Origin of the sequence: Hyphomonas sp. (assembly GCF_022844445.1) — a bacterium.
Lineage (GTDB): Bacteria > Pseudomonadota > Alphaproteobacteria > Caulobacterales > Hyphomonadaceae > Hyphomonas.
In genome coordinates this window covers 85,478-110,636 of sequence record NZ_JALHLS010000010.1, presented here as the reverse complement: position 1 = coordinate 110,636, position 25,159 = coordinate 85,478, and the positions used below count along the sequence as shown (strand labels likewise).

The following is a 25,159-nucleotide window of genomic DNA, read 5'->3' as shown; positions in this document are numbered from 1 at the left end:
CCACCGCAAGCCATAGCGGTAGAGGCAAATAGAAATCATCCGGACCGGCAGAGCCGTCCGCGTACGGAAGGGAGCCTGCGCGGCGGACGCTGCCAGCGAGCGGGCAGAAATGAAGGCCGGCGTTAGACGCCGCACGTCCGCCGGGCGCGCCACTGGGGTTCGGGTAATGCTCCGGACGACTTCGGCGCCGCCAGATCCTGACCGATTAGCCATGTCGAGTAATGCCCTGCGAGAAGGCGGGCCAGTCAGAACTCGCTACCGGTTCTTACCGGCTCACCTCGATCTATGTCGCTGAGGACAGAAGCGGCCGTTACCGGGAATCGGCCCCGGACCTGGCAGATGCGAGAAGATTGCGCGCGCCGGAATTCGGCAGGAATCGTCCGCTGCGCAGTTCTTGGGTTCGCAGCCGGGCGAAGATGGGTCCGTGGGCCGGCCCGGACGGAATAAGCTCTTGTTCTGATTAGCTTTCTAGGTCCCGGCCCTCGCGTTCGGCGAAGCCGGAATCCCGGCTAGATGGTTTGGGATCGCGGAGCGAAAGGGTGCAGACCGGACCTTGTGCGCCGCAATTCGCTATCCAGGCGGCAAGACCAGTTCGCAGCGCTCGTTGAGACTGGGCCGCGCGATGGCGACGCGGGCGAGGCCCGGGAGGTGAGGTTTAAGGTCGGCGGCGGCCCAGAGACAGAGCCTTTCCAGCGTCGGGACCTCAAGGCCCTCGATCTCGTTGAGGAGGCGGTGATCAAGCTTGGCGGCGGTGGCCTCGAGGCAGGCGGTGAGATGGGCGAAGTCTTCAACCCATTGCTCGCCTGGCTTCACGATTCCGGCGACGGTTGTTTCCAGTCGGAAGGAGTGGCCGTGGATGGAGCGGTAGGGATGGCCTTCGGGCTTGCCGCCCATGTAGTGCGCAGCCTCAAAGGTTATGGCCTTCGAGATCTCGAACACCTGACCTTCGGCCTTCAGGGAAGACCGGTCAGTTTGTGGGTTTGCAAGCTCAGTCGCCATCTTGGATTCTTCAAGCAGTAGTCAGCGGTTGCCGCGACGTGAGACACGCCGGGTCCGTCGTCCCTCGGTTGGAGGAAAAAGTGCTGGAAGTCCAGTGACACAAAGCGATCCGGCTGCGCTTCAGGCTCGTCCTGCGGGTAGATCAGCTTTAGCTCGCTGCCTGAGGTCTGCACGAGCGGGGCGCTGGCCTTCGGACTGACGCAGATCCAGTCGATGCCGGCGGGCGCGGGCAGCGTACCATTGGTCTCGATAGCGATTTCGAACCCAGCCTCGTGGAGGGCGTCGATAAGGCCCGTGTCGAGCTGCAACAGGGGTTCGCCGCCGGTGCAGACGACATAGGGCTTGCCGCCCGGCGAGGTGTTCGCCTGCCACAGCGCAGCGACATGGGCGGCGAGCGCGGCGGCCTCGCGGAACTTTCCGCCACCCTCGCCGTTCGTGCCGACGAAATCGGTGTCGCAGAAGCGGCAGACGGCACTGGCGCGGTCGCGCTCAAGGCCGCTCCAGAGATTGCAGCCGGCAAAACGCAGGAAGACGGCGGCTCGGCCGGTGTGGGCGCCTTCGCCCTGCAGGGTGTAGAAGGCTTCCTTGACGGAGTACGTCATCGCGCGCCCTGCCAGCGGGACCAGCCGCTCGAGCGCAGTTCGCAGGCCGGACAGGTGCCGCAGCCATAGCCCCAGGAATGACGATGGGTGCGGTCGCCGAGATAGCAGGTATGGGTGTGTTCGGTTATCAAGTCGACGAGCGGGTCACCGCCGAGCGAATCGGCGAGGGCCCAGGTGGCGGCCTTGTCGATGTGCATGAGCGGCGCTTCGATAATCAGGTCTGCCTCAAGGCCGAGCTGCAAGGTCTTTTCCTGCGCCATCAGGGTCACAGCGCGGCAGTCCGGATAGCCGGAATAGTCGGTTTCGCACATGCCCCCGACAAGGACGGACGCGCCGCGGCGGACGGCCAGGGCGCCGGCAAGGGTGAAAAAGAGAAGGTTGCGGCCGGGCACGAAGGTGGAGGGCAGGCCATTCGCCTGCATCTCGATCTCGACATCCTCAGTCATCGCGGTCTGGCCGAGGGATTTGAGGACGGCCGCGTCCAGCAGATGATCTGGCCCCAGGCGGGCCGCCCAGCCGGGGAACGCGGCGGCGAGACGTTCGAGGAACACATCCCTACAGGCGAGTTCGACGCGGTGACGCTGGCCATAGTCGAAACCGACCGTTTCCACACGGGCATAGCGATCCAGCGACCAGGCAAGGCAGGTAGCGGAATCCTGGCCTCCGGAAAACAGGACCAGCGCGGTTTCAGGCGTTTCGGGCATTTCCGCGCTCTAACAGGCCCGCCGGGGGTGGCCAAGCGGTCCCGCAGGGTGCCGTCACATTTTTGACACCCCTGCAAAGTGTTTGCCCCCTCCCCCGGGGAGAGCAATTGACACGGCCCGGTTCCTGCACTTGTGTTGCCATTGAAGCGGTCCCGGCAAAGAGGATGGCTCGTAAATCATCAACAGTATCGGTGACCTGCACTCAGCGGCCCGAGGGGAGGAAGATTAGAATGACCCGGAACTTTGACTCGAAAACCGTCTTGCTGGCAGGGGCTTCGGCGCTTGTCCTCACGATGTTTGGGCCGATGGCCATCGCTCAGGAAGAAACGGCGCCGGATGAATCGCGCCGCCTGAACACCGTTACGGTGACCACCCAGAAAACCGAACAGTCCATCCAGGACGTTCCGATCGCCGTTTCGGCGTTTGACGAAGAATCCCTCAACAAGCTTCAGCTGGCCGGTGGTACCGACCTTGTGAAGTCGATCCCGAACGTCTCGTTCACGAAGGGCAACTTCGCTGGCTACAACTTCAAGGTCCGCGGTATCGGTAACGACGCCGTGGCGCAGTCCGGCGATGCCGGCGTGGGCGTCCACCAGAACGACGTTCCGCTGCAGTCGAACGCCCTGTTCGAAGCCGAGTTCTACGACATGGAGCGCATCGAGGTCCTGCGTGGTCCTCAGGGTACGCTGTACGGCCGTAACGCCACCGGCGGCGTGTTCAACGCGATCACCGCCAAGCCGGTGATGGAAGAGTTCCAGGGCCGCGTCTCGGCAACCCTCGGCAACTACGACACCTACAAGTTCCAGGGCATGCTGAACGTGCCGATTGGTGACAAGATCGCCGTTCGCGTTGCGGGCTCGAGCCTCGAGCGCAGTGGCTACGCCACCAACACGGTAACCGGCAACGACATTGACGACCGCTCGCTCTATGGCATCCGTGCCTCGATTGCGGTTGAGCCGACGGACCGGATCCGCGCCCTGCTGATCTATGATCACTTCGAAGAAGACGACAGCCGCATCCGTTCGGGCAAACAGCTTTGCAAGAAAGATCCCTTCAACACGAGCTTTGGCGGCCAGGCCATCGGCGCGCTTGACCGTCTTGTGACGTCACTGGGCTGTGAAGAAGCTCGCCTTGAAGACATGAACGACCGCGTGAACTCGGCTGCAACACTGGGCGGCGGTCTGGCCATCACGGCCGGCCTTCTGAACGGCGATGCCTTCACAGCGCCGATCAATCCGAACCTCCGCGAGATCGAATCTGCTTTCGACCCGTCCTACCAGGCCGAACAGACCCTGATCACCGGTAAGCTCGAATTCGACCTGACCGACTCGCTTCTGCTGACCTATCTCGGCGCCATCAGCGAGAACAAGGTCCTGTCGAAAGAGGACTATAACAAGATCGCCCCGACGACCCAGTTCAACACGACGGCAGGTGCGTTCGCGGCTGTGCCGGGTCTCTACCCGCTCCTGTTCCCGGGCGGTGTGGTCAACGATCCGCAACTTGGCCGCGCGAACGTCTTCCGCACCTTCGACCTGTCGGGCGGCGAGTCCGAACAGACCTCGCACGAACTGCGCCTGCAGTCCTCGTGGGACGGCCCGTTCAACTTCAACCTCGGCTCGATCTACGTCGACTTTGAAGCCATCGATCCGGCACGTCCCGGCGACGGCTACTACGTGTTCTCGAACTCGCTGACAGCGCTTGCCCAGATCAACAACGCAGCCGGCGGCGCCTTCTTCGGTGGCCCGGTCGTGATTGATAACGGTGTCGGCGGCGAAGAAGCCTTTGACGGTGCAATTGTCGGTAATGGCGGCAACTACTTCCGCTCGCTGTCGCCCTACCGCCTCGAATCCTTCGCCGTGTTCGGTGAAGGCTACTATGATGTGACCGACTCGCTGAAAGCGACCGTCGGCCTGCGCTACACGAGCGACAAGAAGGAACAGGACGTTGTCCCGTCGCTGCTGTTTGCTCCGAACGCCACGCTGAGATCGACCGGCCTTCTCGAAGCAGAATTCGAGGAAGTCACCGGCCGCGCCGGCTTCGACTGGTCGCCGGATGTCGGCTTCTCGGAAGACACGCTCATCTACGCCTTCTACTCGCGCGGTTATAAGGGTGGTGGTATCAACCCGCCGCAACCGGTTGGTGCAAACCTCTTCCCGCAGACCTTCGAACCGGAGTTAATCAACTCCTACGAAATCGGTACGAAGAACTCGCTGGCTGGCGGCGCGCTGCAGCTCAACGCAACGGGCTTCTACTACGACTACAAAGGCTACCAGATCACGCAGATCGTGAACCGGACTTCGGCCAACTTCAACATCGACACCAAACTCCAGGGTCTCGAGCTTGAATCGATCTGGAACCCGGTCTCGACCTTCGTGGTCAACGCCAACATCGGTATCCTCGACACCGAGATCCAGGACACCTGGGGCATCGACGTGCTGGACCGCACCAACGGCCGCGCTGACCTGGTCACGCTGAAGAACGCCTCCAGCTTTGCCAACTGCGTTGTGTCGGCTCAGGGCTACGCCGCCGTACTCGGCGCAATCAATGCCAGCGCACTGCCTGCCGGTTCGACCCGCGGCATCTGCAACGGCGCCCTGGCTGCCGGTGTCGGTGGCCGGGCCAACCTGGAAGCCCTGCTGGGCCTCACGGGCCAGACCGTTACCATCACCAACGTCGATGGCACCACCAGCGCCGTGTCGCTGCTGACCCCGACCGATGGCGACGCCAAGGACCTTGATGGCAACTCGATGCCGGGCGCTCCGGAATCGACCATCAACTTCGGCGCCGAATACACCTGGGAGCCGGGCGCGTTCGGTAACTGGGGCCTGACCGCCCGCGCTGACTACTACCGTCAGTCGGACAGCTTCAGCCGCGTCTACAATACCGGCCGCGACGAGCTGTCCTCGTGGGACAACCTCAACGTCTCGATCGCCCTCTTCAACGACGAGAGCGGCGTGCGGGTTGAAGCGTTCGGTAAGAACATTTCCAACGAGCAGGTCATCACCGGTGCCTACCTGACCGACGACTCTTCGGGCCTGTTCACCAACATCTTCCTCACCGAGCCGCGCACCTACGGCGTGTCGGTGTCGAAATCCTGGTAACAGACGCCTCAGCGTCACATCATGAGGGGGCGGCCTTTTGGGGCCGCCCCTTTTTCATTGGCGCGCAGCGCGGGACGCATTATGCCTGTGGTGATACCCGCACTGAACCCGGAGCCGCGCCATGACGTTAACGACCCGCCTGCCCCTGCTTGCCCTGATTGCGACGGTTGCGGCCTGCGCCGAACCGGTGGAGCCCTCGGCCCCCATCGCGGTCAGCGATCTCACGGTGAAACTCGAACCGGTGGTCGCCGCCGAGCAACCCTGGGGCATGACCTTCCTGGCCGATGGCGGCCTGCTCTTCACCGAGAAAGAAGGTGGCCTGAAATATCTTGCGCCCGGCGCGGCGGCCTCCGCCCCCGTGACCGGATTGCCGCAGGCACTGACGGCCGATCAGGCCGGCTATCTGGGCCTTGCGCTCGACCCGGACTTTGCCGCAAGCCGGCTGGTCTATGTCTCGCTCTCGTCCGGCACGCCGGAAGCCAACTCCACCCTCGTGGTGCGCGGCCGCCTCAGCGATGACCACACGGCACTCGAGAATGTGGAAGAGCTGTTCCGCGGCGACCTGCGCGATACGACCTATCACTATGGCTCCCGCCTTGCCTTTGCGAATGATGGCACCCTGTTCGTCACCATCGGCGAAGGCTTCAAGTACATGGACCTGGCGCAGGATCCGAAGACCACGCACGGCAAGGTGATCCGGATCAATCCGGATGGATCAATCCCGGCAGACAATCCGTTTGCAGATGGTACGGCGGGCAATCCGGCGGTGTGGTCCTATGGCCACCGCAACTCGCAAGGGCTCTACTATGACACGGTATCGGGCACGCTATGGGAAACCGAGCACGGTCCGAAAGGCGGCGACGAGCTCAACATCATCACCAAAGGCGCCAACTATGGCTGGCCAAAGATCACCTATGGCGTCAACTATGACGGCACGGTGATCACCGACCAGACCGAGGCGGACGGTATGACGCAGCCTGAGACCTACTGGGTGCCGTCAATTGCATCATCGGGCCTGACAATGCTGACCAGCGATGTCTATCCGGGCTGGAAGGGCGACCTGTTCACCGGCGGCATGAACGGGCCGAGCGGACTCGTCCTTGTGCGGATCGATCTGGAAGACGGCAAGGTCGTCGGCAAGGAAGACCTGCTCAAGAACGAGTATTCGATCCGCGACGTGGCGCAGGGCCCGGACGGCTATCTCTATATCGCGAGCAAGGATTTCGACGGCATCTTCAAGGTGGTGCCGGAGGAATAGGTCCAACCTCAGGTGAATACCGAAACGCCGCGCCGGGGCAGACCTGGCGCGGCGTTTTCATGTCAGGCGACGATGCGCGATGAAAGCGTGGCTATTGGCCGTCCTTGATCGGCACGCCGTAAAGCTCGAGGCGGTGATCGACAAGGCGGTAGCCGAGCTTGCGGGCGATTTCTTCCTGAAGCTTCTCGATCTCTGGCGAGTGGAACTCGACGACTTCGCCGGTCTTCACATTGATCAGGTGATCGTGGTGCTCTTCCGGCACTTCCTCGTAGCGTGCGCGGCCATCGCGGAAATCATGCGCCTGGATGATGCCGGCATCCTCGAACAGTTTCACGGTGCGGTAGACCGTGGCCAGCGAGATGGAGGCATCCAGCGAGTTGGCGCGGCGGTGCAGCTCTTCGGCATCGGGGTGGTCATCGGCCACAGAGAGTACGCGCGCGATGACGCGGCGCGGCTCCGTCATGCGGAGGCCTTTTTCGACGCAGAGCTTTTCCAAACGGTCCATGGCGGGTGTTTTGCCCTCAGCTTCCCCGAATGTCCATATAAGCGCCGTCCATCCAAATGGTATCGGTGACATTCGCTAATCGCGCGAACCGGGCAAGTTCCGCTTCGAGCCTTGCCGCCCGCGGGCCGGTCCAGGCGATGCCCGGCTCGGTCCAGAGGCGCTCGACGGTCAGGGTGCCTGCATTGCGGTCAGCCTTGGCGCAGAGGCGGCCGATCATCCGGTCACCCTCTAGCAGCGGGAACACATAATAGCCCCAGATGCGCTTTTCGGCTGGCACGAAGATTTCGATTCGGTAGTCGAAGCCGAAGAGGCGCTTCAGGCGCGCACGGTCGCGGATCACAGGATCGAAGGGGCTGAGGATCCGCAGGCGCGAGGTGGGTGTTTCTGCCGCGTCGAGGCGGACCTCGATGTCAGCCGGGGCAAGCGCGCGCGACCACGCGCCCTCGGCCGATTCGATCTCGACAGGCACGAGGTCCTTTTGCGCCGCGGTCCACGCCTTCACTTCTTCCAGATCGGCGGCGGCCCAGAAGCGCTGGATGTCCCCCTCGCTGCCAAAGGCGAGGCGGCGGATCGCCTCGCGGCAGAGCCAGTCGACCTGCTTGGCGTCCGGCGGCTCTTTTGCCTTCAGGTGCGCGTGGGGAATGACGCGTTCGGTGAGGTCGTAGAACTTGGTGAAGTTCTCGCGGTGGGACGTGGAAAGCTCGCCCGCATACCACATGTAGTCGAGCGAGAGTTTGTGCGGTGGGCGGCGCCACATCTCGCGCTTGCCGATCACCTTGGTGTCGAAGGCATGCGAAGAGAGCGGGCCTTCGGCGCGGATGCGCTCGCGGATTTCGGCGCGCCCTTCCGCGCCGCGATAGCCGGCATGCCAGTCCCAGCCCTTCACGCGCGCTTCCATACGGCGGAACTGGCGGCGCCAGTTGGGATAGAATTCGATCGGGATGACCGAGGCGTCGTGCGTGAAGTGTTCAAAGACGGCGCGCTGGTCCTTCAGCAATTTCACGAGCATCGGCTCGCGGTAGTTCTGATTGCGGCTCCAGAGGATGTGGTCGTGCGCGCGGGCGACGACGCGGATGGAATCGAGCTGCACGAAGCCGAGTTTGTGGATGGTGCCGGCGAGGTCAAGCGGGCCGGTGGGCGTGGCGGCGAGGCCCTGCGCATCAAGCCAGAGGCGCCGCGCATCGCGGTTGCCGATCCTCAGCGGCGCGCCAGTCATTCGAAAAGGACCAGCTGGCCGCCGTCCAGGTGCACGCCTTCCCGCTCGAGCAGTGCGGTCTTGGTGCGCGTTCCGCCGGGCGCGGAGAAGCCGCCGAGCTTGCCGTCAGAGGTCAGCACACGGTGACAGGGGACAATCAGCGGCCAAGGGTTGCGGCCCATGGCAACGCCGACGGCGCGGGCGGCGCCAGTGTCCGCGCCGATGCGGCGGGCGAGTTCGCCATACGAGACAGTCTCGCCCCAGAGCACTTCGCGCAGGGCGCGGTAAAGGGCGGCTTCAAAGTCGGAGATACCGGAAAGATCGAGGGCGACGTCATCGAAGCGAACGGCCTCCCCGGCGAGGAAGGCACGCAGGGCCGCGATGGTGGCCGCGACGGGTCGCGGGGCATCTGATTCGGCCACCAGCACGGCGCCGGGTTGCACGGCCTTCGCGGAGCTTTCCGCGAAAGGGCGCACGCGCGTCAGGCCTGCTGCGGTCCAGCCGAGGCCGCAGAGGCCGGCGGGCGTGTCGAAGGTTGTCGCCGACTCGAACATTTGGGGAACATCTGCCAGATTCCCCCGCCTGTCCAGAGGCGTTCAGGCCAGATGCTTCGCGAAGAAATCGAGCGTGCGGCTCCAGGCGAGGGCGGCGCCTTCGGCATTGTAGCGGGGCGTCGTGTCGTTGTGGAAGCCGTGCTCGAGGCCTTCATACATGTAGACTTCGTAGGCCTTGCCCGCGGCATCGAGCGCCGCCTTGTAGGGCGGCCAACCGTCATTGACGCGCGTGTCGTTGCCCGCGAGGTGGATCTGCAACGGCACCTCGACCTTCGCCGCCTCTTCTGCCGTGGGCCAGCCGCCATAATAGGGCACCGACGCCTTCAGCCAGGGCTGGTGGACGGCCATCAGGTTGGCAATGGCACCGCCAAAACAGAAACCGGTGCAGGCGATCTTTCCATTCGTGTACGGATGATCACGCAGGAATTCGGCGGCGGCCATGAAATCGGCGAACATGGATTCGCGCGTGCGCTGGGCCTGCAGTTCGCGGCCAGAATCATCATTGCCGGGATAGCCGCCGAGGGGATAAAGCGCGTCCGGGCCGAAGGCGACATAGCCGGCCTTGGCGGCGCGGCGCACGACATCGCGAATGTGCGGATTGAGGCCGCGGTTTTCATGGACGACAATGATGCCTGCGCGCTTGGCCTTGCCTCTGGCCGGGCGGACGAGATAGCCGGACATTTCTCCTGCCCCGTTCGGGGAGGCGTAGGTGACGGTTTCCTCAAGGATATCCGGCTCCCCTTCAGCCGTCTGGGCGCGGCCATAGTCCGGCATCACGCAGGCGGCGAGCGCGGAGACCGTGAGGCCGCCGACGGCAAAGGTGGAGAGCTTCGAGAAGAAGTCGCGCCGCGAGAGGGCGCCGTGGCAATAGTCGTCGTAGAGCTTGAAGACTTCCTGCGGGATTTCGATTTTCTGCTCGGTATCGGCCATGTGGGTCTCCCTCGTTTTGAAAGACTATAGACCGGACAGCGCGGGAGGCTACCCGCCGAGCGGGCGCGACATCAGCAGGGCATCGACGGGAGCTGCGCGCCCGGCTGTATAATAGCCTTTGCGGCGGCCATCGAGGGTAAAGCCGAGGCCGGCATAGAGATGGCGGGCGGGGGCATTGTCCTCTGCCACCTCGAGCAGCAGGCGCGTGTTGCCGGCGGCGGCGAGCGGGGCAAGCGCGGCCTCAATGAGCCGGCGGCCATGGCCCTCGCCGCGCCGGGCAGGATCGGTGGCAATCGTCAGAAGCTCCGTGTCCCCCGCAGCGGACTGGAACAGGGCGAAGGCGATGAGCGCGCTGCCGGCCTGCGCGCCGAGGGCCAGCACGTTTGGCTCCGCGATAAGGCCTGAAAGCGAAGCTTCGCTCCAGGCATCGGCAAAGCCCTGCGCATGCAGCACAGCGGCGCGGGCCGCGTCAGCAGGCGTGAGGGGGCGCAGGGCAAGCGTCATCGGGTCATCCGGACAGGCGGGGTTGATCGAGGGGCCCGCCACCTGCTAGTTCGCCTGCCCGCTCCTCCGGCACAAGAGCCAACGATGACCCAGGCCACTTCAACGCTCGGCCTCGACTTCGGCACGACCAACAGTGTTGCATCGCTTGCATCGGCCGATGGCCGGGCCGAGGCGATGACATTCGGCCATGGCGGCGAGACGTTTTCCGCCTGCCGGTCGGTGCTCTGCTTCTGGAAGGACGAGGACGCAGGCGCCCGCGCAAAAATGGAAATCGGCCCCTGGGCGATCGACCAGTTCCTCGAACTGGGCGGCGACTGCCGCTTCATCCAGTCGTTCAAGACCTTTGCGGCGAGCCCCTTCTTCCAGTCGACCACGATCCACAACAAGCCCTGGTACTTTGAGGACCTGCTCTCGGCCTACCTGCGCCGCCTGTCGGAGCGGGCGGGGACGCGCTGGCCCACTCAGGTCGTGATGGGGCGGCCGGTGCAGTTTGCCGGTGCCCAGCCGGACGAGACCCTGGCGCGAACGCGCTACGAGACCGCTCTGAAGCGGCTTGGCTTCGAGACGATCCATCATGTCTACGAGCCGGTGGCTGCGGCCTTCTTCTATGCGCAGCGCCTGACCGCGCCCGCCACAATCCTGGTGGCCGACTTCGGCGGCGGCACGAGCGACTTCTCGATCATCCGGTTTGATCCGTGCGGCAGCAAGCTGCGCGCTGAGGCGCTATCGCATTCCGGCATCGGCATCGCAGGCGATGCGTTCGACCAGCGACTCATCGAGCATGTGGTGGCGCCGCTCTTTGGCAAAGACTCGACGTTCCGGAGCGGTGACAAGACACTGCCCGTGCCGGTGTCATTCTACACGCGGTTCGCGCAATGGAACCAGCTTTCGATCATGCGGCACACGAAGGACTTTGCGGACCTCCAGAAGCTGGAGACGGTGTCGAACGCGCCTCAGCTGATCCGCGCCTTCATCAACTTTCTGGAGGCGGATGCGAGCTACCTGCTCTACCGCGCGGTGGCGCAGGTAAAGATGCAGCTGTCGCAAGGCGCCGCCGGGCGCTTCCTGCTGGAGGCAGGCAAGCTGAATCTCGACCGGACCATCACGCGCGCCGAATTCGATGGCTGGATCGGGGAAGATGTGCTCGCCATCCAGTCGTCCGTAGACGAAGCATTGGCACGTGCGAACCTGAAAGAAGCTGGCATCGACCGCGTGTTCCTGACCGGGGGCACCTCCTATGTGCCGGCGCTGCGCGAAAGCTTCGAGGCGCGTTTCGGCGGCGGAAAGATCGAGACTGGCGACCAGTTCGTATCGATCGCGCATGGCCTGGCGCTGATCGCGCAGCAGGACGATCTCGAGCCGTGGCTGGCGCAGGCCAAATAGGCGTCGCGCCTGTCCGGACAGACGGGAGCGGCGCTGATAGCGGCTCGTATTGTCAGGCGGCTAGCCCTTGGCCGCAGGCAGGGTCGCATCCGGCGCACGGGCGTAGACTGGCGCGGGGGAATGCTTGTCAGGGTGGAACAGGCCCGCCTTGATCGCGGCGGTGACCGCACTTGGCTGCATGGGGCGAAGGTCCAGCTTGGCGGCGAGGTCCCCAAGCGCTTCCTGGCCGTCCATGAAGATGGGGGCGTGGAAGCCGGTCAGCATGGCGGAAAGCTCCGTAAGCGGAACTTCGATCACTTCGGCAATCCCCTCCCCGCCCGAGATCCCCTGCACCCACCAGGTCTGATCCGGGGGGCGGCGCTGGGCGGCGAGGCAGCCGAGCGCGGCGCCTTCGAGCCCGGCCGGGATGGCGGCTTCGAGGCTGGTGATGCCAACGGCCTTCGCGCCGGTGACGAGGGCGAGGCCGCGTGCATAGGCGACCCCGATGCGAAGGCCGGTGAAACTACCTGGACCTGCCACGACGCCGATGCGGGTCAGCTGGGCGAGCGTCACGCCCGCTTCGGCGCAAAGCTCCGCAACGAGGCCCGGCAGGCGGCGCTCCTGCCCGCGCGGCATCGCCTCGCGCCGGTCAGCCAGGATCTCGCCGTCCTGAACCAGGGAGGCTTCCATCGTGCTGAATGCAGTATTGAGGCCGAGGACTAACATTCGGCTCCGCTAGAGGATGCGGCAGGCCTCGTCAAACTCGAGGCGCGGACTGCGGTCGAATATCTTGGTCTTGTCGCCATAGCCGATGTTGCAGATGAAGTTGGCGCGCCAATGCTTCATTTCGCCCTCGTCGCTCTCAAAGAACTCGCGGTTGACCCCGGCCATGTCGAAGCCGCTCATCGGGCCGCAATCAAGGCCGATGGCGCGGGCGGCGATCATCAGATAGGCGCCCTGCAGCGTGCCGTTCCGGAAGGCCGTCTCGTCACGGTTGCTGTTGAACCAGTCCTTCGCGCCGGGCGCATGGGGGAAAAGCTTCGGGATCTTTTCCTGGAAGGCGAGGTCGTGCGCAATGATCACGGTCCATGGTGCGGCGGCCGTCTTTTCGCGGTTGCCGGCGCTCATCAGCGGCAACAGGCGCTCCTTTCCGGCCGCTGAATGGACGAAGATGAAACGCGCCGGCGAACAGTTGGCGCTCGTCGGGCCCATCTTGGTCAGGTCGTACACCGCCCGGACGAGGATTTCGGGCACGTCTTTTCCAAGAAATCCATTCTGGGTCCGGGCGTCACGGAAGATGACATCGAGGGCATGGTCGTTGACGGGATGGGCCATGGGGGGGAGTCCTTGTGAAGGGAGAAGGTAGTCCGGGTGCGGACGGAACGCGCTAAAGAACGGCCTCGACGGCCGTGACTTCGGGCACATAGGTGCGCAGCATGTTCTCGATGCCGGACTTCAATGTCATCGTGGAGGACGGGCACCCGGCGCAGGCGCCGCGCATGTTGAGATGGACGACGCCGGTTTCTGCATCGAAGCTGCGGAAGGTTATGTCGCCGCCATCCTGCGCCACGGCGGGGCGGACGCGGGTTTCGATCAGTTCCTTGATCTCGGCGACGATCTCGGCGGTCTCGCCCTCATACACGGGCTCATCATCGCCGGGGGCAAGGCCGCTCTCGTCGACGACCGGCAGGCCGGCCATGAAATGGTCCATGATGGCGGCGAGCACCATCGGCTTGACGTGTTTCCAGTCTTTCGCGGCTGCCTTGCTGATCGAGACGAAATCAGCGCCGAGGAAAACGCGTTCCACCCCGTCCACCTGGAACAGGGCGCGGGCGAGCAGGCTTGCGCGGGCGCTGGCGGCGTCGGGATAGTCAAACGGCCCGTAATGGCCCGCCACCGGCAGGCCGGGCAGGAATTTCACCGTATCGGGGTTCGGGGTCGCTTCGGTCTGTATGAACATGCCGCCTCACTTTCAGGCCCCAGACATGGCCTGCCGCTCACATCAGTTCAAGGGACAGCAACTTCCTCGGCTGCCCCATCCGTCGCCTGGGACGCCTCTGCCGTCTCCGCTACCACGGGGGCCGGCGGGGCCAGAACGGCAGCCAGGCCGGCCGAAGCCTCGTGCGCCTCGTAGAGATAGAAGGCCATGCTGGCGAGGTGGTTGGGCAAAAGGGCGGCGGATCCGTCCTGATTCGAGACGAAGACCGGCTTCAGCTCGGCGGCGCGTTTCCACGAGGCTTCGGCGCGGGCGAGGCGGGCAGCGACCTGCGAATCGCCGGTCAGGCCATAGGCGCGGGCCTTGCTGGCGAGGATAAGCTCATGGGCGAGATGCGCGCGAGCCTTGGCGGCGTAGAAGGCTGCGATGTCCTCGCGGCTGGCGGGCCAGGCGTCCTGCTCGGCATTGATACGGTCCGACAGGGCGGCGAGATCGGCCTCGGCCCAAGTGGCGAAGAGGGCCATCTCGAGCGGCAGAGTCTCTTCCGGCGCAGGGCGCAAGGCGAGGCCGCGCGAGGCGCGCGTGTCGAACCGGTTGAGGGCCTCAGCAGCTGCGGTCAGGCGCGGGCGCATGTCCTCCCCCGGAACGGCCATCAGCAGGCGCGAGGCGGCAGCGAGGTCTCCGTCCGGACCGTCTGAGGTCGCGGCGACTTCGGACAGCAGCTTGACATGTTCGGAAAGGCCGGCGGCGGTGGCTTCCTGCCAGGCGGGCAGCGCGGTGAGGCGCGCCTGCGGGTGCCAGGTGTCGCGGTCGGACGCCCAGCCGGCGCCGGCGAGTTCGCGCGCCACCTTGTGGATCGCGACACCTACGCCGGGTACGGACCAGCTTTCGTTTGATGGGAAGATGACCGGGCTGTCGTCGATCTGGCTGGAGACAACGACGGCGGCCGGATAGGCGCCGATGACCGCAACGATCAGGGCGAGCCGGAACAGGCCGACGATGCCCTTCCAGGTCTTCTGGAAGCCGATCATGATCGGGCTCGGCTGCGCGTTCTCCAGCGAGATGAAGTGCTCCGGCGGAATCGGCGCAGGTCTAGGCTTGGCGCGAAGGTCTTCCTCATAGGCTTTGGGAAGCTTCGCGGCAGCAGAGCGTGAGGGCATGGATTTGCGCCTGTCCTGAGCGGGTGGCCGGGGAGGTGTCATATGCCCCGACTATGATGTCATCAGGATGGCAATAACAGGGCGGGACTGCATGAAATTTCAGATAACCGCCCGCATTGCCTACAGGATCGGCATTAACCAGCCGGGGGAACAACCTCGGCCTGGGTGACGATGTCCAGTTCTGCGCCTGATTCGTCTGTGAACGTCAGAACCAGGTCGACCTGGTCGCCTGTCTGGAGAGGCTGGACGCCGAACAGCATCAGGTGATTGCCGCCGCGCTCCAGCACGAGGGGCTGGTCCGGCGAAACCGGAAAGCTCTCGACCTTGCGCATCTGCATCATGTCGTTCTCCATCGACATGGTGTGCAGCTCGACCGTGTCGGCTATGTCGGTAGACGCGCGCACGAGCGTGACCGGGGTGCCGGTGACACTGACATGCAGGCCGCCGCCGGTGATGGTGCGGCCCTCGGGCGGCTGGACAATGAAGGCATCGCGCACTTCGATGACGGGACCATCTGTGGCGGCAGGCGCAGCGGTGGGGGCGGAACCGCCGCAGGCAACAAGCACAAAGGCAGCGGGCAGGATCAGACTGGACAGGATACGCATGCGGACTTCCTCAAATGGCTTTGGCGAAGGATGGCGCGTGTCCGGCCAGGTGGCAATCTGTCTGGCGGTCGCAGGGGCGTCAGGGACGCCAGAAACCGACAACGCGGCGGATCTCGTCCATGATCGGCGCAGCGACGGCATTCGCCCGCTGCGCACCATCGGCAAGCACACGGTCGATCCCGGCCGGATCGGCGAGGATGTCGCGGAAGCGGCTGGTGATCGGCGCCATGTGGGCGACGGTGACGTCCGCGAGGGCTGGCTTGAACACGCCGAAGCCCTTGCCTTCGAACTCGGCCAGCACGCTCTCGATCGTGCGCCCGGAGAGGGCCGCGTAGATGCCGACGAGGTTTTCGACTTCGGGGCGGCCCTTCAGTTCCTCGGCAGTGGCCGGGATGACGCCGGCATCGGTCGTAGCCTTCTTGATCTTCTTTGAGATCGCGTCGGCATCGTCCACGAGGGTGATGCGCGAGAGGTCTGACGGGTCCGACTTCGACATCTTCTTGGTGCCATCCTTCAGCGACATGATCCGGGCACCAGGGCCCTTGATCATTGGCTCCGGCAGCGGGAAAAATCCGGGTACACCGTATTCGCGGTTAAAGCGCTCGGCGATATCGCGGCTGAGTTCGAGGTGCTGTTTCTGGTCCTCCCCGACCGGCACATGTGTCGCTTTGTAGGCGAGGATGTCAGCGGCCTGCAGCACTGGATAGGTGAACAGGCCAACCGAGGCGCGCTCGGCATCCTTTCCGGCCTTGTCCTTGAACTGGGTCATCCGCTCAACCCAGCCCATGCGCGCAACGCAGTTGAAGATCCAGGCGAGCTCGACATGCGCGAGGACGGAGGACTGGGCAAAGATCACTGATCTGGACGGGTCCACACCGGCGGCCATAAACGCGGCAGCGATCTGGCGGGTCTGGTCGATCAGCGCGCCGCGTTCAACCGGCATGGTGATGGCATGCAGGTCCACGACGCAGAAGATGCAGTCATGCCCCTCGGCCTGCAGGTCGGCGAACTTCTTAAGGGCGCCGAGATAGTTGCCAAGATGGAGGTTTCCCGTCGGCTGGATGCCTGAGAATACGCGTTTCGGGCCGTTATAGGCTTGGGTCGTGTCGGTCATGATCCGGGGCGTTTAGCCTGTTTGATCAGCGCCGCAAAGCCTGCCGGAGGTCACTGATCCTGACGGCGCCCGTGATCAGGGCGGCAAGGCCGTAAATGACGGCGGCGGCAGTGACCGTTGCGGCGGCGGCCAGCGACTTCGAACCGTAGAGCGCCGCGATGATCGCCGGCTGCTGCCACAGCATCAGCAGGATGCCTGCGGTGAGAATGCCGGTGGCAAGGCCGGCCCGGATGAGGCCGCCGGCGAGCTTCGGCCCAGGCGTGTACCAACCGCGCCGGGCCAGCGTGATCCACAGGAGGAAGGTGTTGACCCAGGCGGCGGTGCTGGTGGCGATAGCGAGGCCGGGAAAGCCGTCTTGGCCGATATGCTTCAGCCAGAAGAACAAGCCTGCTCCGAGCGCCGTGTTCACGAACACCGAGACGAGCGCAAAGCGCATCGGTGTTTTCGTGTCCTCCCGCGCGAAGAAGGGCGGGGCGAGAACCTTGATCAGCACGAAGGCGGGTACGCCCCAGGCGAAATGGAACAGGGCTGCGCCGGCGGCGGCCGCATCGGAGGGCAGGAACGCGCCGCGCACGAAGAAGGCGTCAATCAGGTAGACCGGCGCGGCCATAAGGCCGGCAGCAGCCGGAAAGGTCAGCGCCATGGCGAGGCCAAGGCCTTCGTCCATGGTGCGGGCCCCGGCGGCGGTGTCCCCTGCCCGCGCGGCGCGGCTGAGGCGCGGCAGGATGGCGACGCCGACCGCGACGCCGACGAGACCGAGGGGCAACTGGTAGAGCCGGTCAGCGGCATAGAGCCAGCTCTTGGCGCCGACCTCGAAGCTGGCAAGCGACTGGCTGACAATGATATTGATCTGCGTGCCGGAGGCCGCGATCGTGCCGGGCACGGCGAGCATCAGTACCTTTTTCACGGCCGGCGTGAGGCGCGGCCAGCCAATCAGGCTGAGCTTCACCTTCTGGTGCGAGACGCCCCACCAGAGCGCGCCCGCCTGCAAAAGGCCTGCGACGAAGAAAGCGATGGCAGCAAATACCGCCGTCAGCTGCGGCGTTGTGCCGAGGAGGCCCGCGGGTATGAGGCAGAGATTCAGCAGCGTCGGTGCGCCGGCGGAGAGGATGAACCGCTCGAGCGAGTTCAGCACGCCGGAGAAGAGCGCGGCGATGGCCATGAAGGTGAGGTAGGGCATCGTGATGCGGGTGAGTAACACGGCGAGACTGTAGTTCTCGGTATCGCCGGCCTGGCCGCCATGGATGACCAAGAGCACCCAGGGCATGAAGATCTGCGCGAGGATCGTCAGCGCGGCGGTGGCCGCAAACAGCACCTTCAGCGCATCCTCGGCGACTGCGCGGGCGGCTTCCGGCCCTTCGGCCTCCAGGGTGCGCGCATAGGTCGGCACAAAGGCGGAGGCGAAGGCGCCTTCGGCGAAGATGCGGCGGAAGAGGTTCGGGAACTGCTGGGCGGTGGCCCAGGCGTCGCCAACCGGCCCGGCGCCGATCTTGGCGGCCAGGATGATGTCCCGCGCAAAACCGAGGATGCGGCTGGCGAAGGTCAGGGACGCCTGTACGGCGGTGTTGCGAACCAGGCTCATGTTGTCCGCTTTTCCTGAATTCTCAGAAACTGTCCACGGCGCGTGACCGTTTCAGCTTACGGGCGGGCGTTTGCGGGCCCTCGGGTTCCTCGCGCGACAAGACGGCCATAAGACGGTCTTTCAGGGCCTCTTTTCGGGCTTTCGAGAGGTGGCCATCGCCCGTCGTCTCAGACTGGACATAAAAGGCGTCGAACACGCGCTCGCCATAGGAGCCGACATGCGCGGAATGGATCGACAGCTTCAGCTCGGCCAGCACTTCAGCAACCTCGTGCAGCAGGCCGGGCCGGTCACGCGCGGCAATATCGACGACAGTATAGTCGGCCGAAATCTCGTCGTGGATCTGCACGGAGGGCTGGACGAGGAAGGCCGCCTCGCGCCGCCCGGTGCGGGACTTGACGCCGCCCTGGGCCGGTTTGCCATCCAGGGCGGCCGTGATCGCCTTCTCCAGCGCCTTGAGACGGTGCGGATCGCCTTCACCAAACGGCAGGCCGCGAATGTCCTGCAGCATAAACACGTCAACGATGCGCCCGCCGCGCGAGGTGAAGACCTGCGCGGCGACGATGTTAGCGCCAAGACGGGCGAGTGTGCCGGCGAGGTCGGCAAAAAGGCCCGGGCGGTCCTTGCCCGAGACGAGCAGCGCCACCGCGCCGCCTTCCGGCGCCATGCGCGTGGTGACCACATCGCCGCCCTTGGCGAGCGCGCCAGCATGCCAGGCAATGTCACTCTCGTCGAAACCGGTCCAGTAGGCCGTTTCGAGTTCGAGTAGCAGCGGCGGCAGCGCCCCGAGACGGTCATTGAGCGCGGCGCGGCGATCTTCGGCGCGGCGTTCCAGCTCGCCCAGCACGCCCGCTTCATCCGTACGCCCCCCGCGCAGTGCAGCAGCCGTGTTGTGGTAGAGATCGGCGAGCAGCTGTCCCTTCCAGGCATTCCAGACCGCCGGGCCGACGGCTTTGATGTCGGCGACGGTGAGGATGTAGAGCAGGCGCAGGCGTTCGAGCGAGCCGACGAGGCGGGCAAACTTGGCGACGGTGCGGGGATCAGTGATATCGCGCTTCTGCGCCGTTTCGCTCATTTCGAGGTGGTGGCCGACGAGCCAGACGACGAGATCGGTTTCCTCGTCCGGCAGGCCGAGGCGTTCGCAGGCCTTGCGCGACGTGCGCATGCCGGCTTCCTGCTGGTCGCCCTTCCCCTTGCCGGTATCGTGAAGCAGCATCGCAAGATACAGCGCGCGCCGGTTCTCGATCTGACTGAACAGCTCATGGGCGAGTGGGGCGATGTCGCCGCGGCCATGCTCAAGATCGGCAATCGTTTCCACGGCGCGCAGCGTGTGCTCATCCACCGTGTAATGATGATACATGTTGAACTGCGTCTGCGCGACGATGGAGCCGAACTCCGGAATCGCGCGGCCGAGGACACCGGCCTCGTTCATGCGGCGCAGCGTCGGGCCGGGCTCCGTGCCGCCGAGGATGGCGTCGAGGATGAGTTCTCGCGCTTCCGGCGTCTCGCGGACCGTTTCGGAAAAGCGGCGAAGGTTGCGCGTCAGCGCGGTGAGCGCGGTCGGGTGAATGTCCTTCTGCTCGCGCCGGGCGATCGTGAACAGACGGATCATGTTCAGCGGATCGGCTTCCATCACCTCGTCGCCCGAAGTGTTGATACGGCCCGTATCCACCATGAAACCCGCCTCGGGCAGCGGCTGGGGCGTTCGCGCAGGCAGGAAGCGACGAAGGCCTTCGGGCTTCTTCTTGTGGTCAGCCTCAAGCTTCGCGGCGAGGATGCGCGTCAGGCCGCCGATATCCTTGGCGACGAGGAAGTATCGCTTCATGAACCGCTCGACGCCCTGCTGGCCCTCACGGTCGCGGTAGCCCATGCGGGCAGCGATTTCGGGCTGCAGGTCGAAGCTGAGGCGGTCTTCCGGGCGGCCGGTGACGAAATGGATATGGCAGCGCACGGTCCACAGGAAACGTGCGGCGCGGATGAAGACGGCATACTCATGATCCGTGAACGGACCCGCCTTCATCACCTCTTCCAGAGAAGTGCCGCCATACATGTGCTTGACGATCCAGTAGAGCGTCTGCAGGTCGCGCAAGCCGCCCTTCCCTTCCTTGAGGTTCGGCTCGACCACGTAGCGGGCATCGCCCGTACGGGCATGGCGCGCATCGCGTTCGGCCAGCTTGTCGGCGATGAACTGGGCGTCCTTGCCCTTGATGGATTCCCGCTGGAACAGCACCATCATGTCTTCAGCCAGCGCCTGGTCGCCGCAGATGAAGCGCGCGTCCAGCATGCTGGTCTTGATGGTGACATCATCCTGCGCAAGCTTTACGCAGTCGATCGGAGCGCGGAAGGCGTTACCGACCTTCAGGCCCATGTCCCAGAGAGCGTAAAGCATGTATTCGACCACACTCTCCGTATGCGGACTGGCCTTGTAGGCGCGCAGGAAGAGAAGGTCTGTATCCGAGGACGGGGCCATGACGCCCCGGCCATAGCCGCCGGTCGCGACGATCGCGAGGCGTTCGGCCTCGGTCGGGTTGGAGGCGCGGTGCACGTGGGTGACCGTGAAATCATAGAGCGCGTGGATAACCTCGTCCTGCACGGCGGCGAGGAGGCGCGCGGTATCCAGCCCGTCGGCGCCTTGCTGCAGGCGTTCCTGCGCGATCAGGCGGCCGCGAAACATGGCGCCGTGCAGCAGGTTCAGCGCCTGCTTGCGGGCAACCTGCGGGCTGTTCATGTTGTCGAGCGCCGCAGCGGTCAGCTTCACCCGCAGCGCCCGGCCATCAATGATGTCGGCAATGCGCCATTTGCCCGGCCGGCGGGAAACCGGGGTCCGGGCCGGACGGGTAAGCAGCGTGGGCGGAGGCTTGGGCGGGGAGGTCATCGGGCCTCAAGATAGCAGGTTTGGGGCCCGCGCCTATGGTCAGAGGGCCGCACTAGCCGACAATCGTGTGCACCCGGTTGAACCAGAGCGGCGAGTTTTCCAGGTCGATGAACCTGCGCTCGTCTTCCAGAAGATCCCGCGCGGCCTCTGCGGCTCCCGGGTTCTGGCCGGCGGCGGCCATTGAGGCCTCGCTCTCGAACCATATCTCGGCGATGCCGTCATAGGGCTCCGGCGCGTTACGGGAGGCGCGGATGCCGGCGCTCATTTCGTCAAAGCCCGCATGAACCTGCTCGTATTTCACGATGCCGAGCGTCTTCGCTCGGGCAGCTACCAACGGGGCGTGTGTCTCCCGCCAGTAGCTCTGGAATTCCGCGCGGCTGAGATGCGGCAGGCGGCGCAGGCAGAAGGTGAGCTTGATCATGGGCCAAAACTAAGCCCGGCGCAGCGGGCTGTCCAGATTGACGCCGGGGCTCGCCGCGCGCGCCGCCTTGCGCCATACTGGAACGGCAACAGGGAGGCCGGCGATGGGCGGAAGTTTCACGAAGGAAATCGTGCGCTGGCTGCACATCACCGGCGGCATGATCCTCTTCGCCTATGTCTACACGCCGCTGGTGGAGAACCCGTTCTTCGCCGGTGCGACGAAGAACGTGATCTTTCCGGGCCTCGCGCTGACCGGCCTCTTGATGTGGCAGTGGCCGATCCTCCGCGGCCTCTTCCGACGCAAGGACTAGAGCAGGTCCCCGCCCGCCGCGGCGGCTGTGGTGCCATCCTTCTTGAAGGCGCGGATAACGTTCTTGCCGGTGATCCACTTGTGCACTTCATCCGGCCCGTCGACGAGGCGCTGCGAGCGGATGTGCGTGTACCAGGCGGCAAGCGGCGTATCCAGCGAATAGCCAAGCGCGCCGTGCAGCTGGATCGCGGTGTCGACCACGTCATGCACCATGTTGGCGAGATAGACCTTGGCGATGCCATTCTCCTGGCGGATGTCCATGCCGTTCTCAGCCTTGTAGGCGATGTGCATCAGCATCAGGCGCGCGATATAGATCTTGCTGGCACAGTCGGCGAGCATGAATTGTACGCCCTGGCGATCCTCAAGGCCTTTGCCGAAGGTCGAGCGCTTGGTGACATGTTCCGTGGCCAGATCAAGCGCGCGCTGCGCCATGGCGACGTTGTGCATACCGTGGCGCAGGCGCCCATAGGCAAGCCGGTGCTGGCCCATCGCGAACCCCATCCCTTCCCCGCCGAGCAGGTTTTCTTCCGGCACGATCAGGTTCTCGATGGCCACCTCGGCATGGCCGCCGCCCATCTCGGTATAGTGAGGCCCATGCACCGCCATGGTCGGGATGTCGCGGATGATGCGGTAGCCGGGGTTCGGCAACTCGACGATGAAGGTGGAATACTGCTGGTGGCGAGGCGCTTCTGGATTGGTCTTCGCCATCACGACGGCGATGTCGGCGGCGGTCGCTGCGGACGAGAACCACTTCTCGCCGTTCAGCACATAGTTCCCCTTGCCATCCTTCACTGCGGTCGTCTGCATGCCGGTGGCGTCCGCGCCTGCGGCCTTCTCGGTCATCGAATAGCAGATTCGCTTCTCGCCGTTGATCAGCGGCTTGAGATACTTCTCTTTCTGAAAATCAGTTCCGTGTGCGAGCAGCGTCAGCATCGTCGCATCGTCCGGACCCTGAGAGTTCATCGACAGCGCGCCAAGATGGCTCTGGCCGAGCTCCATCTGCACGAGGGCATTGGCGAGGGGGCCAAGACCCATGCCGCCCTGCTCGATCGGGAAGAAGGGCAACCACAGGCCCTGCTTGCGGGCTTTCGTCCGCAGCTCCTTCAGCACTGTCTTGTATGCCTTACCGGCCGCCATTTCCTTCTCGGCGGGGATGCACTCCTCCTGCACCCACTTGCGCACGCGCGCGCGTACTTCCTTGGCGTCGTCCGGAATCGTGAAGTCGATGGCCATGTTTCTCTCCTTGTTCGGTTGGCCGGGAGGCTAACCCCGAAGACCGGGGCCGCAAAGATTGCCTTCGCGTCAGGATGAGTCTCCTGGAACAGGTCTCGCACCCACGCACCGCTATCAGACCGGATCGGCTCGCACCGCTGGACGCGACAGAACCAGATCGCCGGGATCGTAGCTCCTCAGAGACGGCCAGTCCGGCGCGTCCTCGACCGGAAGGTAACCTAACCGGGCGGCGAGACGGCGTGACCGGACATTGTCGGGCCGGACGACAAACCATAATGAGGGAGCAGCAAAATGGCTGGCCAAATATGAGTGCAGGCAGTGTCCGGCCTCTGTGGCATAGCCCATGCCCCAGTGATCACGGCCGAACACGAATGCCGTTTCGGCAAAGGCCGTCTGGACGGTAGCCTGCACACGGCCAAGTGCGACACCGTCGGCGGCGCGCAGCACGGTGAAGTTGAGCCAGGTCTCCTGATGGGACCGGACGCCCGGCCCTGCCACCATGCGTTAGAGTTCGTCACGGATGTCAGCTTCAGTCCGGGGCCACGCGCCAAAGCAAGTGTTGACGCAGGGGTCCGTCAGTACAGGCGAGAGTATCTCTACATGCTCAAGGCTCAGGGGCTGATAAACCAGCCGCTTCGAAGCCTCAGCCATAATCTACCCGCTCCAGAAACAAACCGTCGCTCGGTGCAACGGGGCCGCAGGCCGTGCGGTCGGCGGCGTGCAGGATTTCGCGGACCCATTCCGGCCGCTGGAAACCACGCCCGACCTCGACGAGGCTGCCGACCATCGAGCGGACCTGCCGGTGCAGGAAGCTGCGCGCCGAAAGGGTAAACTCGATCCGGTCGCCGAAGCGGGCGACATCGAAACGGTCGAGCGTCTTCTGCGGGCTCGCCGCCTGGCAGGCGGCATCGCGGAAGGTCGTGAAGTCGTGATGGCCGATCAGTCTCTGCGCGGCGTCGTGCATCGCGGGGGCGTCGAGCTTCGCCGGCACACGCCAGGCGAGGCCGCGCTCCAGCGCAAGGTCTGCGCGGCGGTTGACGACGACATAGCGGTAGTGCCGCGACGCAGCGGAGAAGCGGGCGTGGAAATCATCCGCCGTGCGCTCGGCCTTCAGCACAGCGATGGGATGCGGGCGCAGGTGGAAGTTCAGTGCGTCGGCCACCTTGTCGGGCCGGTCCTGCGCAAGGTCCATGTGCGCCACCTGCCCCGTGGCATGTACGCCCGCATCCGTGCGCCCGGCGCCGACAATCTCAACCGGGCCCCCATCCAGCTTTGCTGCGGCCTCTTCGAGCGCGCCCTGCACAGTCGGGATTCCGGGCAGCTTCATCCAGCCCTGGTAGGGCCCGCCATGGTATTCGATCAGGAGCTTGTAGCGCGGCATGGAATGGCGCTGCCAGTCCGGCGGGCTTTGGTCAACTCTCCGGCTGGCTGTGGCGAAGCTTGAGCCAGATGATGGCCGAGAACATCAGCACCGCAACTGCATTCCAGAAAACGATGCTTGGCGCCTGCTCCAGCCAGCCGTAGATCCCCCACAGGACTGACCCGGTGAAGGCCATCAGGAACATAGTGAGCGAGACATCGCGGGCCTGCCTTGTGCGGATGATCTTGATCGCCTGCGGCGCGGACGCGAACGTGCCGAAGAGACCTGCGACGAGGCCGAGCAGTTCTACAGGAGATATTTGCATGGGAAGAAGGTCTTTCAGCCGAAAGCGCGGGGATAGGTAAGCGTGCCGGAGTCCGGGCCGCCTTCGGCGAGGCGGATGGCCATGAAGTGCGGGCCGGACCAGGGCGATGTGAAGGTCCTGGCGGTCTCGGCGTCAAAGCCGAAGCGCGGGTAATAGTGCGTGTGCCCCAGCACGAAGACGAGCGTTTCGCCAAGAATATCGAGCTCCTCAAGGCCTGTGCGGACGAGGTAGCTGCCGATGCCGGTTTTCTGCAGGCCAGGCTTGGCGCTCATCGGCCCGAGACCGGCCGCCAGCGGCTCGCCGTCAATCAGGATACGGAAGAATTCTATATGGCCGACGATGCTGCCATCATCGGCTTCTGCAACGAGCGACAGGAGGCTGTCGCCATCGGCATGCAGCTGGCGTATAAGCCGGCTCTCGTCTCTGGAATTGAAGGCCAGTCCAAACGCCTCGTCGCTGAGCGCGGCAATGGCGTCCATGTCTTCCGGTCTGGCGGCACGAGTGAAGAAGCCTATCATGCGCGAGGTC

Annotated in this window: 26 protein-coding genes; 4 read left to right on the top strand and 22 right to left on the bottom strand. The window is 64.7% G+C overall.

Going from position 1 to position 25,159, the window contains the following annotated elements:
- Window positions 1–570: 570 nt before the first annotated feature.
- From Q0C17_RS12485 to queC, 3 genes are read right to left on the bottom strand one after another with little or no spacing between them, the layout of a single operon-like run.
- Window positions 571–999 (bottom strand): 6-carboxytetrahydropterin synthase, encoded by a 429-nt coding sequence (locus tag Q0C17_RS12485; protein WP_291206739.1) that lies wholly within the window; start codon window positions 997–999, stop codon window positions 571–573.
- Window positions 954–1,601, bottom strand: a complete 648-nt coding sequence (gene queE / locus Q0C17_RS12480; protein WP_291206736.1) for a 7-carboxy-7-deazaguanine synthase — start codon at window positions 1,599–1,601, stop codon at window positions 954–956. Before queE ends, Q0C17_RS12485 begins: the two co-directional genes overlap by 46 nt.
- Window positions 1,598–2,305 (bottom strand): 7-cyano-7-deazaguanine synthase QueC, encoded by a 708-nt coding sequence (gene queC / locus Q0C17_RS12475; RefSeq protein ID WP_291206733.1) that lies wholly within the window; start codon window positions 2,303–2,305, stop codon window positions 1,598–1,600. Before queC ends, queE begins: the two co-directional genes overlap by 4 nt.
- A gap of 230 nt (window positions 2,306–2,535) precedes the next feature.
- Between queC and Q0C17_RS12470 the strand changes: the two genes are divergently transcribed.
- The gene (locus Q0C17_RS12470) at window positions 2,536–5,406 is read left to right on the top strand and encodes a TonB-dependent receptor (RefSeq protein ID WP_291206730.1); all 2,871 of its coding nucleotides are present in this window, start codon (window positions 2,536–2,538) and stop codon (window positions 5,404–5,406) included.
- 121 nt (window positions 5,407–5,527) lie between these two features.
- Window positions 5,528–6,664, top strand: coding sequence for a PQQ-dependent sugar dehydrogenase (locus tag Q0C17_RS12465; RefSeq protein WP_291206727.1), 1,137 nt, complete (start codon window positions 5,528–5,530; stop codon window positions 6,662–6,664).
- Between the two features lie 91 nt (window positions 6,665–6,755).
- On the opposite strand, the gene Q0C17_RS12460 is transcribed toward Q0C17_RS12465, so the two are convergent.
- The 5 genes from Q0C17_RS12460 to Q0C17_RS12440 are packed head-to-tail and all read right to left on the bottom strand — an operon-like array spanning window position 6,756 to window position 10,352.
- Window positions 6,756–7,169 (bottom strand): Fur family transcriptional regulator, encoded by a 414-nt coding sequence (locus Q0C17_RS12460; protein ID WP_291206724.1) that lies wholly within the window; start codon window positions 7,167–7,169, stop codon window positions 6,756–6,758.
- A 16-nt stretch (window positions 7,170–7,185) separates the two neighbouring features.
- Window positions 7,186–8,385 carry a crosslink repair DNA glycosylase YcaQ family protein gene (locus Q0C17_RS12455; RefSeq protein WP_291206721.1) on the bottom strand — a complete coding sequence of 400 codons (1,200 nt, stop codon included), beginning with the start codon at window positions 8,383–8,385 and terminating at the stop codon, window positions 7,186–7,188.
- A complete protein-coding gene (locus Q0C17_RS12450; protein ID WP_291206718.1) occupies window positions 8,382–8,918 on the bottom strand; it encodes a methylated-DNA--[protein]-cysteine S-methyltransferase in 537 nt (178 codons plus the stop codon). Before Q0C17_RS12450 ends, Q0C17_RS12455 begins: the two co-directional genes overlap by 4 nt.
- A 42-nt stretch (window positions 8,919–8,960) precedes the next feature.
- Window positions 8,961–9,848 carry a dienelactone hydrolase family protein gene (locus tag Q0C17_RS12445; RefSeq protein ID WP_291206715.1) on the bottom strand — a complete coding sequence of 296 codons (888 nt, stop codon included), beginning with the start codon at window positions 9,846–9,848 and terminating at the stop codon, window positions 8,961–8,963.
- 48 nt (window positions 9,849–9,896) lie between these two features.
- Window positions 9,897–10,352, bottom strand: coding sequence for a GNAT family N-acetyltransferase (locus Q0C17_RS12440; protein ID WP_291206712.1), 456 nt, complete (start codon window positions 10,350–10,352; stop codon window positions 9,897–9,899).
- An 84-nt stretch (window positions 10,353–10,436) separates the two neighbouring features.
- On the opposite strand from Q0C17_RS12440, the gene Q0C17_RS12435 reads away from it, so the two are divergent.
- A complete protein-coding gene (locus tag Q0C17_RS12435; RefSeq protein WP_291206709.1) occupies window positions 10,437–11,735 on the top strand; it encodes an Hsp70 family protein in 1,299 nt (432 codons plus the stop codon).
- A gap of 60 nt (window positions 11,736–11,795) precedes the next feature.
- Here the strand turns inward: Q0C17_RS12435 and tsaB are convergent, their stop codons facing one another.
- The 9 genes from tsaB to Q0C17_RS12385 all read right to left on the bottom strand — a co-directional run bounded on the left by tsaB (window position 11,796) and on the right by Q0C17_RS12385 (window position 21,404).
- A complete protein-coding gene (tsaB, locus tag Q0C17_RS12430) occupies window positions 11,796–12,440 on the bottom strand; it encodes a tRNA (adenosine(37)-N6)-threonylcarbamoyltransferase complex dimerization subunit type 1 TsaB (protein WP_291206706.1) in 645 nt (214 codons plus the stop codon).
- Window positions 12,441–12,449: 9 nt separating this feature from the next.
- Window positions 12,450–13,049: a malonic semialdehyde reductase gene (locus Q0C17_RS12425; RefSeq protein WP_291206703.1), complete on the bottom strand. Its 600-nt coding sequence runs from the start codon at window positions 13,047–13,049 to the stop codon at window positions 12,450–12,452.
- Between the two features lie 52 nt (window positions 13,050–13,101).
- On the bottom strand, window positions 13,102–13,674 hold the full coding sequence (locus Q0C17_RS18190) for a NifU family protein (RefSeq protein WP_366914819.1): 573 nt from the start codon (window positions 13,672–13,674) through the stop codon (window positions 13,102–13,104).
- A 47-nt stretch (window positions 13,675–13,721) separates the two neighbouring features.
- The gene (locus Q0C17_RS12410; RefSeq protein WP_291206700.1) at window positions 13,722–14,810 is read right to left on the bottom strand and encodes a hypothetical protein; all 1,089 of its coding nucleotides are present in this window, start codon (window positions 14,808–14,810) and stop codon (window positions 13,722–13,724) included.
- 134 nt (window positions 14,811–14,944) lie between these two features.
- On the bottom strand, window positions 14,945–15,415 hold the full coding sequence (locus Q0C17_RS12405; protein WP_291206697.1) for a copper chaperone PCu(A)C: 471 nt from the start codon (window positions 15,413–15,415) through the stop codon (window positions 14,945–14,947).
- A gap of 79 nt (window positions 15,416–15,494) precedes the next feature.
- A complete protein-coding gene (gene trpS / locus Q0C17_RS12400) occupies window positions 15,495–16,529 on the bottom strand; it encodes a tryptophan--tRNA ligase (RefSeq protein WP_291206694.1) in 1,035 nt (344 codons plus the stop codon).
- 25 nt (window positions 16,530–16,554) lie between these two features.
- Window positions 16,555–18,111, bottom strand: a complete 1,557-nt coding sequence (murJ, locus tag Q0C17_RS12395; RefSeq protein WP_291206692.1) for a murein biosynthesis integral membrane protein MurJ — start codon at window positions 18,109–18,111, stop codon at window positions 16,555–16,557.
- Window positions 18,112–18,133: 22 nt separating this feature from the next.
- Window positions 18,134–20,983 carry a [protein-PII] uridylyltransferase gene (locus Q0C17_RS12390; RefSeq protein ID WP_291206690.1) on the bottom strand — a complete coding sequence of 950 codons (2,850 nt, stop codon included), beginning with the start codon at window positions 20,981–20,983 and terminating at the stop codon, window positions 18,134–18,136.
- 52 nt (window positions 20,984–21,035) lie between these two features.
- Window positions 21,036–21,404: an EthD domain-containing protein gene (locus tag Q0C17_RS12385; protein ID WP_291206688.1), complete on the bottom strand. Its 369-nt coding sequence runs from the start codon at window positions 21,402–21,404 to the stop codon at window positions 21,036–21,038.
- A 103-nt stretch (window positions 21,405–21,507) separates the two neighbouring features.
- Here Q0C17_RS12385 and Q0C17_RS12380 point away from each other — a divergent pair, with 103 nt between their 5' ends.
- Window positions 21,508–21,714, top strand: a complete 207-nt coding sequence (locus tag Q0C17_RS12380; RefSeq protein WP_291206686.1) for a hypothetical protein — start codon at window positions 21,508–21,510, stop codon at window positions 21,712–21,714.
- Here the strand turns inward: Q0C17_RS12380 and Q0C17_RS12375 are convergent.
- The 5 genes from Q0C17_RS12375 to Q0C17_RS12355 form a co-directional block, all read right to left on the bottom strand.
- Window positions 21,711–22,946, bottom strand: coding sequence for an acyl-CoA dehydrogenase family protein (locus Q0C17_RS12375; protein WP_291206683.1), 1,236 nt, complete (start codon window positions 22,944–22,946; stop codon window positions 21,711–21,713). The two genes, Q0C17_RS12380 and Q0C17_RS12375, sit on opposite strands and share 4 nt — an antisense overlap.
- Window positions 22,947–23,060: 114 nt before the next feature.
- The gene (locus tag Q0C17_RS12370; protein WP_291206680.1) at window positions 23,061–23,447 is read right to left on the bottom strand and encodes a GNAT family N-acetyltransferase; all 387 of its coding nucleotides are present in this window, start codon (window positions 23,445–23,447) and stop codon (window positions 23,061–23,063) included.
- A gap of 142 nt (window positions 23,448–23,589) precedes the next feature.
- A complete protein-coding gene (gene truA, locus Q0C17_RS12365) occupies window positions 23,590–24,327 on the bottom strand; it encodes a tRNA pseudouridine(38-40) synthase TruA (protein WP_291206677.1) in 738 nt (245 codons plus the stop codon).
- A 31-nt stretch (window positions 24,328–24,358) separates the two neighbouring features.
- Window positions 24,359–24,631 carry a SemiSWEET family transporter gene (locus Q0C17_RS12360; protein ID WP_291206674.1) on the bottom strand — a complete coding sequence of 91 codons (273 nt, stop codon included), beginning with the start codon at window positions 24,629–24,631 and terminating at the stop codon, window positions 24,359–24,361.
- Between the two features lie 14 nt (window positions 24,632–24,645).
- Window positions 24,646–25,149, bottom strand: a complete 504-nt coding sequence (locus tag Q0C17_RS12355) for an N-acetyltransferase (protein ID WP_291206671.1) — start codon at window positions 25,147–25,149, stop codon at window positions 24,646–24,648.
- Between the last annotated feature and the right edge of the window lie 10 nt (window positions 25,150–25,159).

What these genes read in the sequence shown, in the direction of transcription:
- Q0C17_RS12485 (WP_291206739.1), bottom strand. Translation starts at nt 999, where the DNA reads ATGGCGACTGAGCTTGCAAACCCACAAACTGACCGGTCTTCCCTGAAG.
- queE (WP_291206736.1), bottom strand. Translation starts at nt 1,601, where the DNA reads ATGACGTACTCCGTCAAGGAAGCCTTCTACACCCTGCAGGGCGAAGGC.
- queC (WP_291206733.1), bottom strand. Translation starts at nt 2,305, where the DNA reads ATGCCCGAAACGCCTGAAACCGCGCTGGTCCTGTTTTCCGGAGGCCAG.
- Q0C17_RS12470 (WP_291206730.1), top strand. Translation starts at nt 2,536, where the DNA reads ATGACCCGGAACTTTGACTCGAAAACCGTCTTGCTGGCAGGGGCTTCG.
- Q0C17_RS12465 (WP_291206727.1), top strand. Translation starts at nt 5,528, where the DNA reads ATGACGTTAACGACCCGCCTGCCCCTGCTTGCCCTGATTGCGACGGTT.
- Q0C17_RS12460 (WP_291206724.1), bottom strand. Translation starts at nt 7,169, where the DNA reads ATGGACCGTTTGGAAAAGCTCTGCGTCGAAAAAGGCCTCCGCATGACG.
- Q0C17_RS12455 (WP_291206721.1), bottom strand. Translation starts at nt 8,385, where the DNA reads ATGACTGGCGCGCCGCTGAGGATCGGCAACCGCGATGCGCGGCGCCTC.
- Q0C17_RS12450 (WP_291206718.1), bottom strand. Translation starts at nt 8,918, where the DNA reads ATGTTCGAGTCGGCGACAACCTTCGACACGCCCGCCGGCCTCTGCGGC.
- Q0C17_RS12445 (WP_291206715.1), bottom strand. Translation starts at nt 9,848, where the DNA reads ATGGCCGATACCGAGCAGAAAATCGAAATCCCGCAGGAAGTCTTCAAG.
- Q0C17_RS12440 (WP_291206712.1), bottom strand. Translation starts at nt 10,352, where the DNA reads ATGACGCTTGCCCTGCGCCCCCTCACGCCTGCTGACGCGGCCCGCGCC.
- Q0C17_RS12435 (WP_291206709.1), top strand. Translation starts at nt 10,437, where the DNA reads ATGACCCAGGCCACTTCAACGCTCGGCCTCGACTTCGGCACGACCAAC.
- tsaB (WP_291206706.1), bottom strand. Translation starts at nt 12,440, where the DNA reads ATGTTAGTCCTCGGCCTCAATACTGCATTCAGCACGATGGAAGCCTCC.
- Q0C17_RS12425 (WP_291206703.1), bottom strand. Translation starts at nt 13,049, where the DNA reads ATGGCCCATCCCGTCAACGACCATGCCCTCGATGTCATCTTCCGTGAC.
- Q0C17_RS18190 (WP_366914819.1), bottom strand. Translation starts at nt 13,674, where the DNA reads ATGTTCATACAGACCGAAGCGACCCCGAACCCCGATACGGTGAAATTC.
- Q0C17_RS12410 (WP_291206700.1), bottom strand. Translation starts at nt 14,810, where the DNA reads ATGCCCTCACGCTCTGCTGCCGCGAAGCTTCCCAAAGCCTATGAGGAA.
- Q0C17_RS12405 (WP_291206697.1), bottom strand. Translation starts at nt 15,415, where the DNA reads ATGCGTATCCTGTCCAGTCTGATCCTGCCCGCTGCCTTTGTGCTTGTT.
- trpS (WP_291206694.1), bottom strand. Translation starts at nt 16,529, where the DNA reads ATGACCGACACGACCCAAGCCTATAACGGCCCGAAACGCGTATTCTCA.
- murJ (WP_291206692.1), bottom strand. Translation starts at nt 18,111, where the DNA reads ATGAGCCTGGTTCGCAACACCGCCGTACAGGCGTCCCTGACCTTCGCC.
- Q0C17_RS12390 (WP_291206690.1), bottom strand. Translation starts at nt 20,983, where the DNA reads ATGACCTCCCCGCCCAAGCCTCCGCCCACGCTGCTTACCCGTCCGGCC.
- Q0C17_RS12385 (WP_291206688.1), bottom strand. Translation starts at nt 21,404, where the DNA reads ATGATCAAGCTCACCTTCTGCCTGCGCCGCCTGCCGCATCTCAGCCGC.
- Q0C17_RS12380 (WP_291206686.1), top strand. Translation starts at nt 21,508, where the DNA reads ATGGGCGGAAGTTTCACGAAGGAAATCGTGCGCTGGCTGCACATCACC.
- Q0C17_RS12375 (WP_291206683.1), bottom strand. Translation starts at nt 22,946, where the DNA reads ATGGCCATCGACTTCACGATTCCGGACGACGCCAAGGAAGTACGCGCG.
- Q0C17_RS12370 (WP_291206680.1), bottom strand. Translation starts at nt 23,447, where the DNA reads ATGGTGGCAGGGCCGGGCGTCCGGTCCCATCAGGAGACCTGGCTCAAC.
- truA (WP_291206677.1), bottom strand. Translation starts at nt 24,327, where the DNA reads ATGCCGCGCTACAAGCTCCTGATCGAATACCATGGCGGGCCCTACCAG.
- Q0C17_RS12360 (WP_291206674.1), bottom strand. Translation starts at nt 24,631, where the DNA reads ATGCAAATATCTCCTGTAGAACTGCTCGGCCTCGTCGCAGGTCTCTTC.
- Q0C17_RS12355 (WP_291206671.1), bottom strand. Translation starts at nt 25,149, where the DNA reads ATGATAGGCTTCTTCACTCGTGCCGCCAGACCGGAAGACATGGACGCC.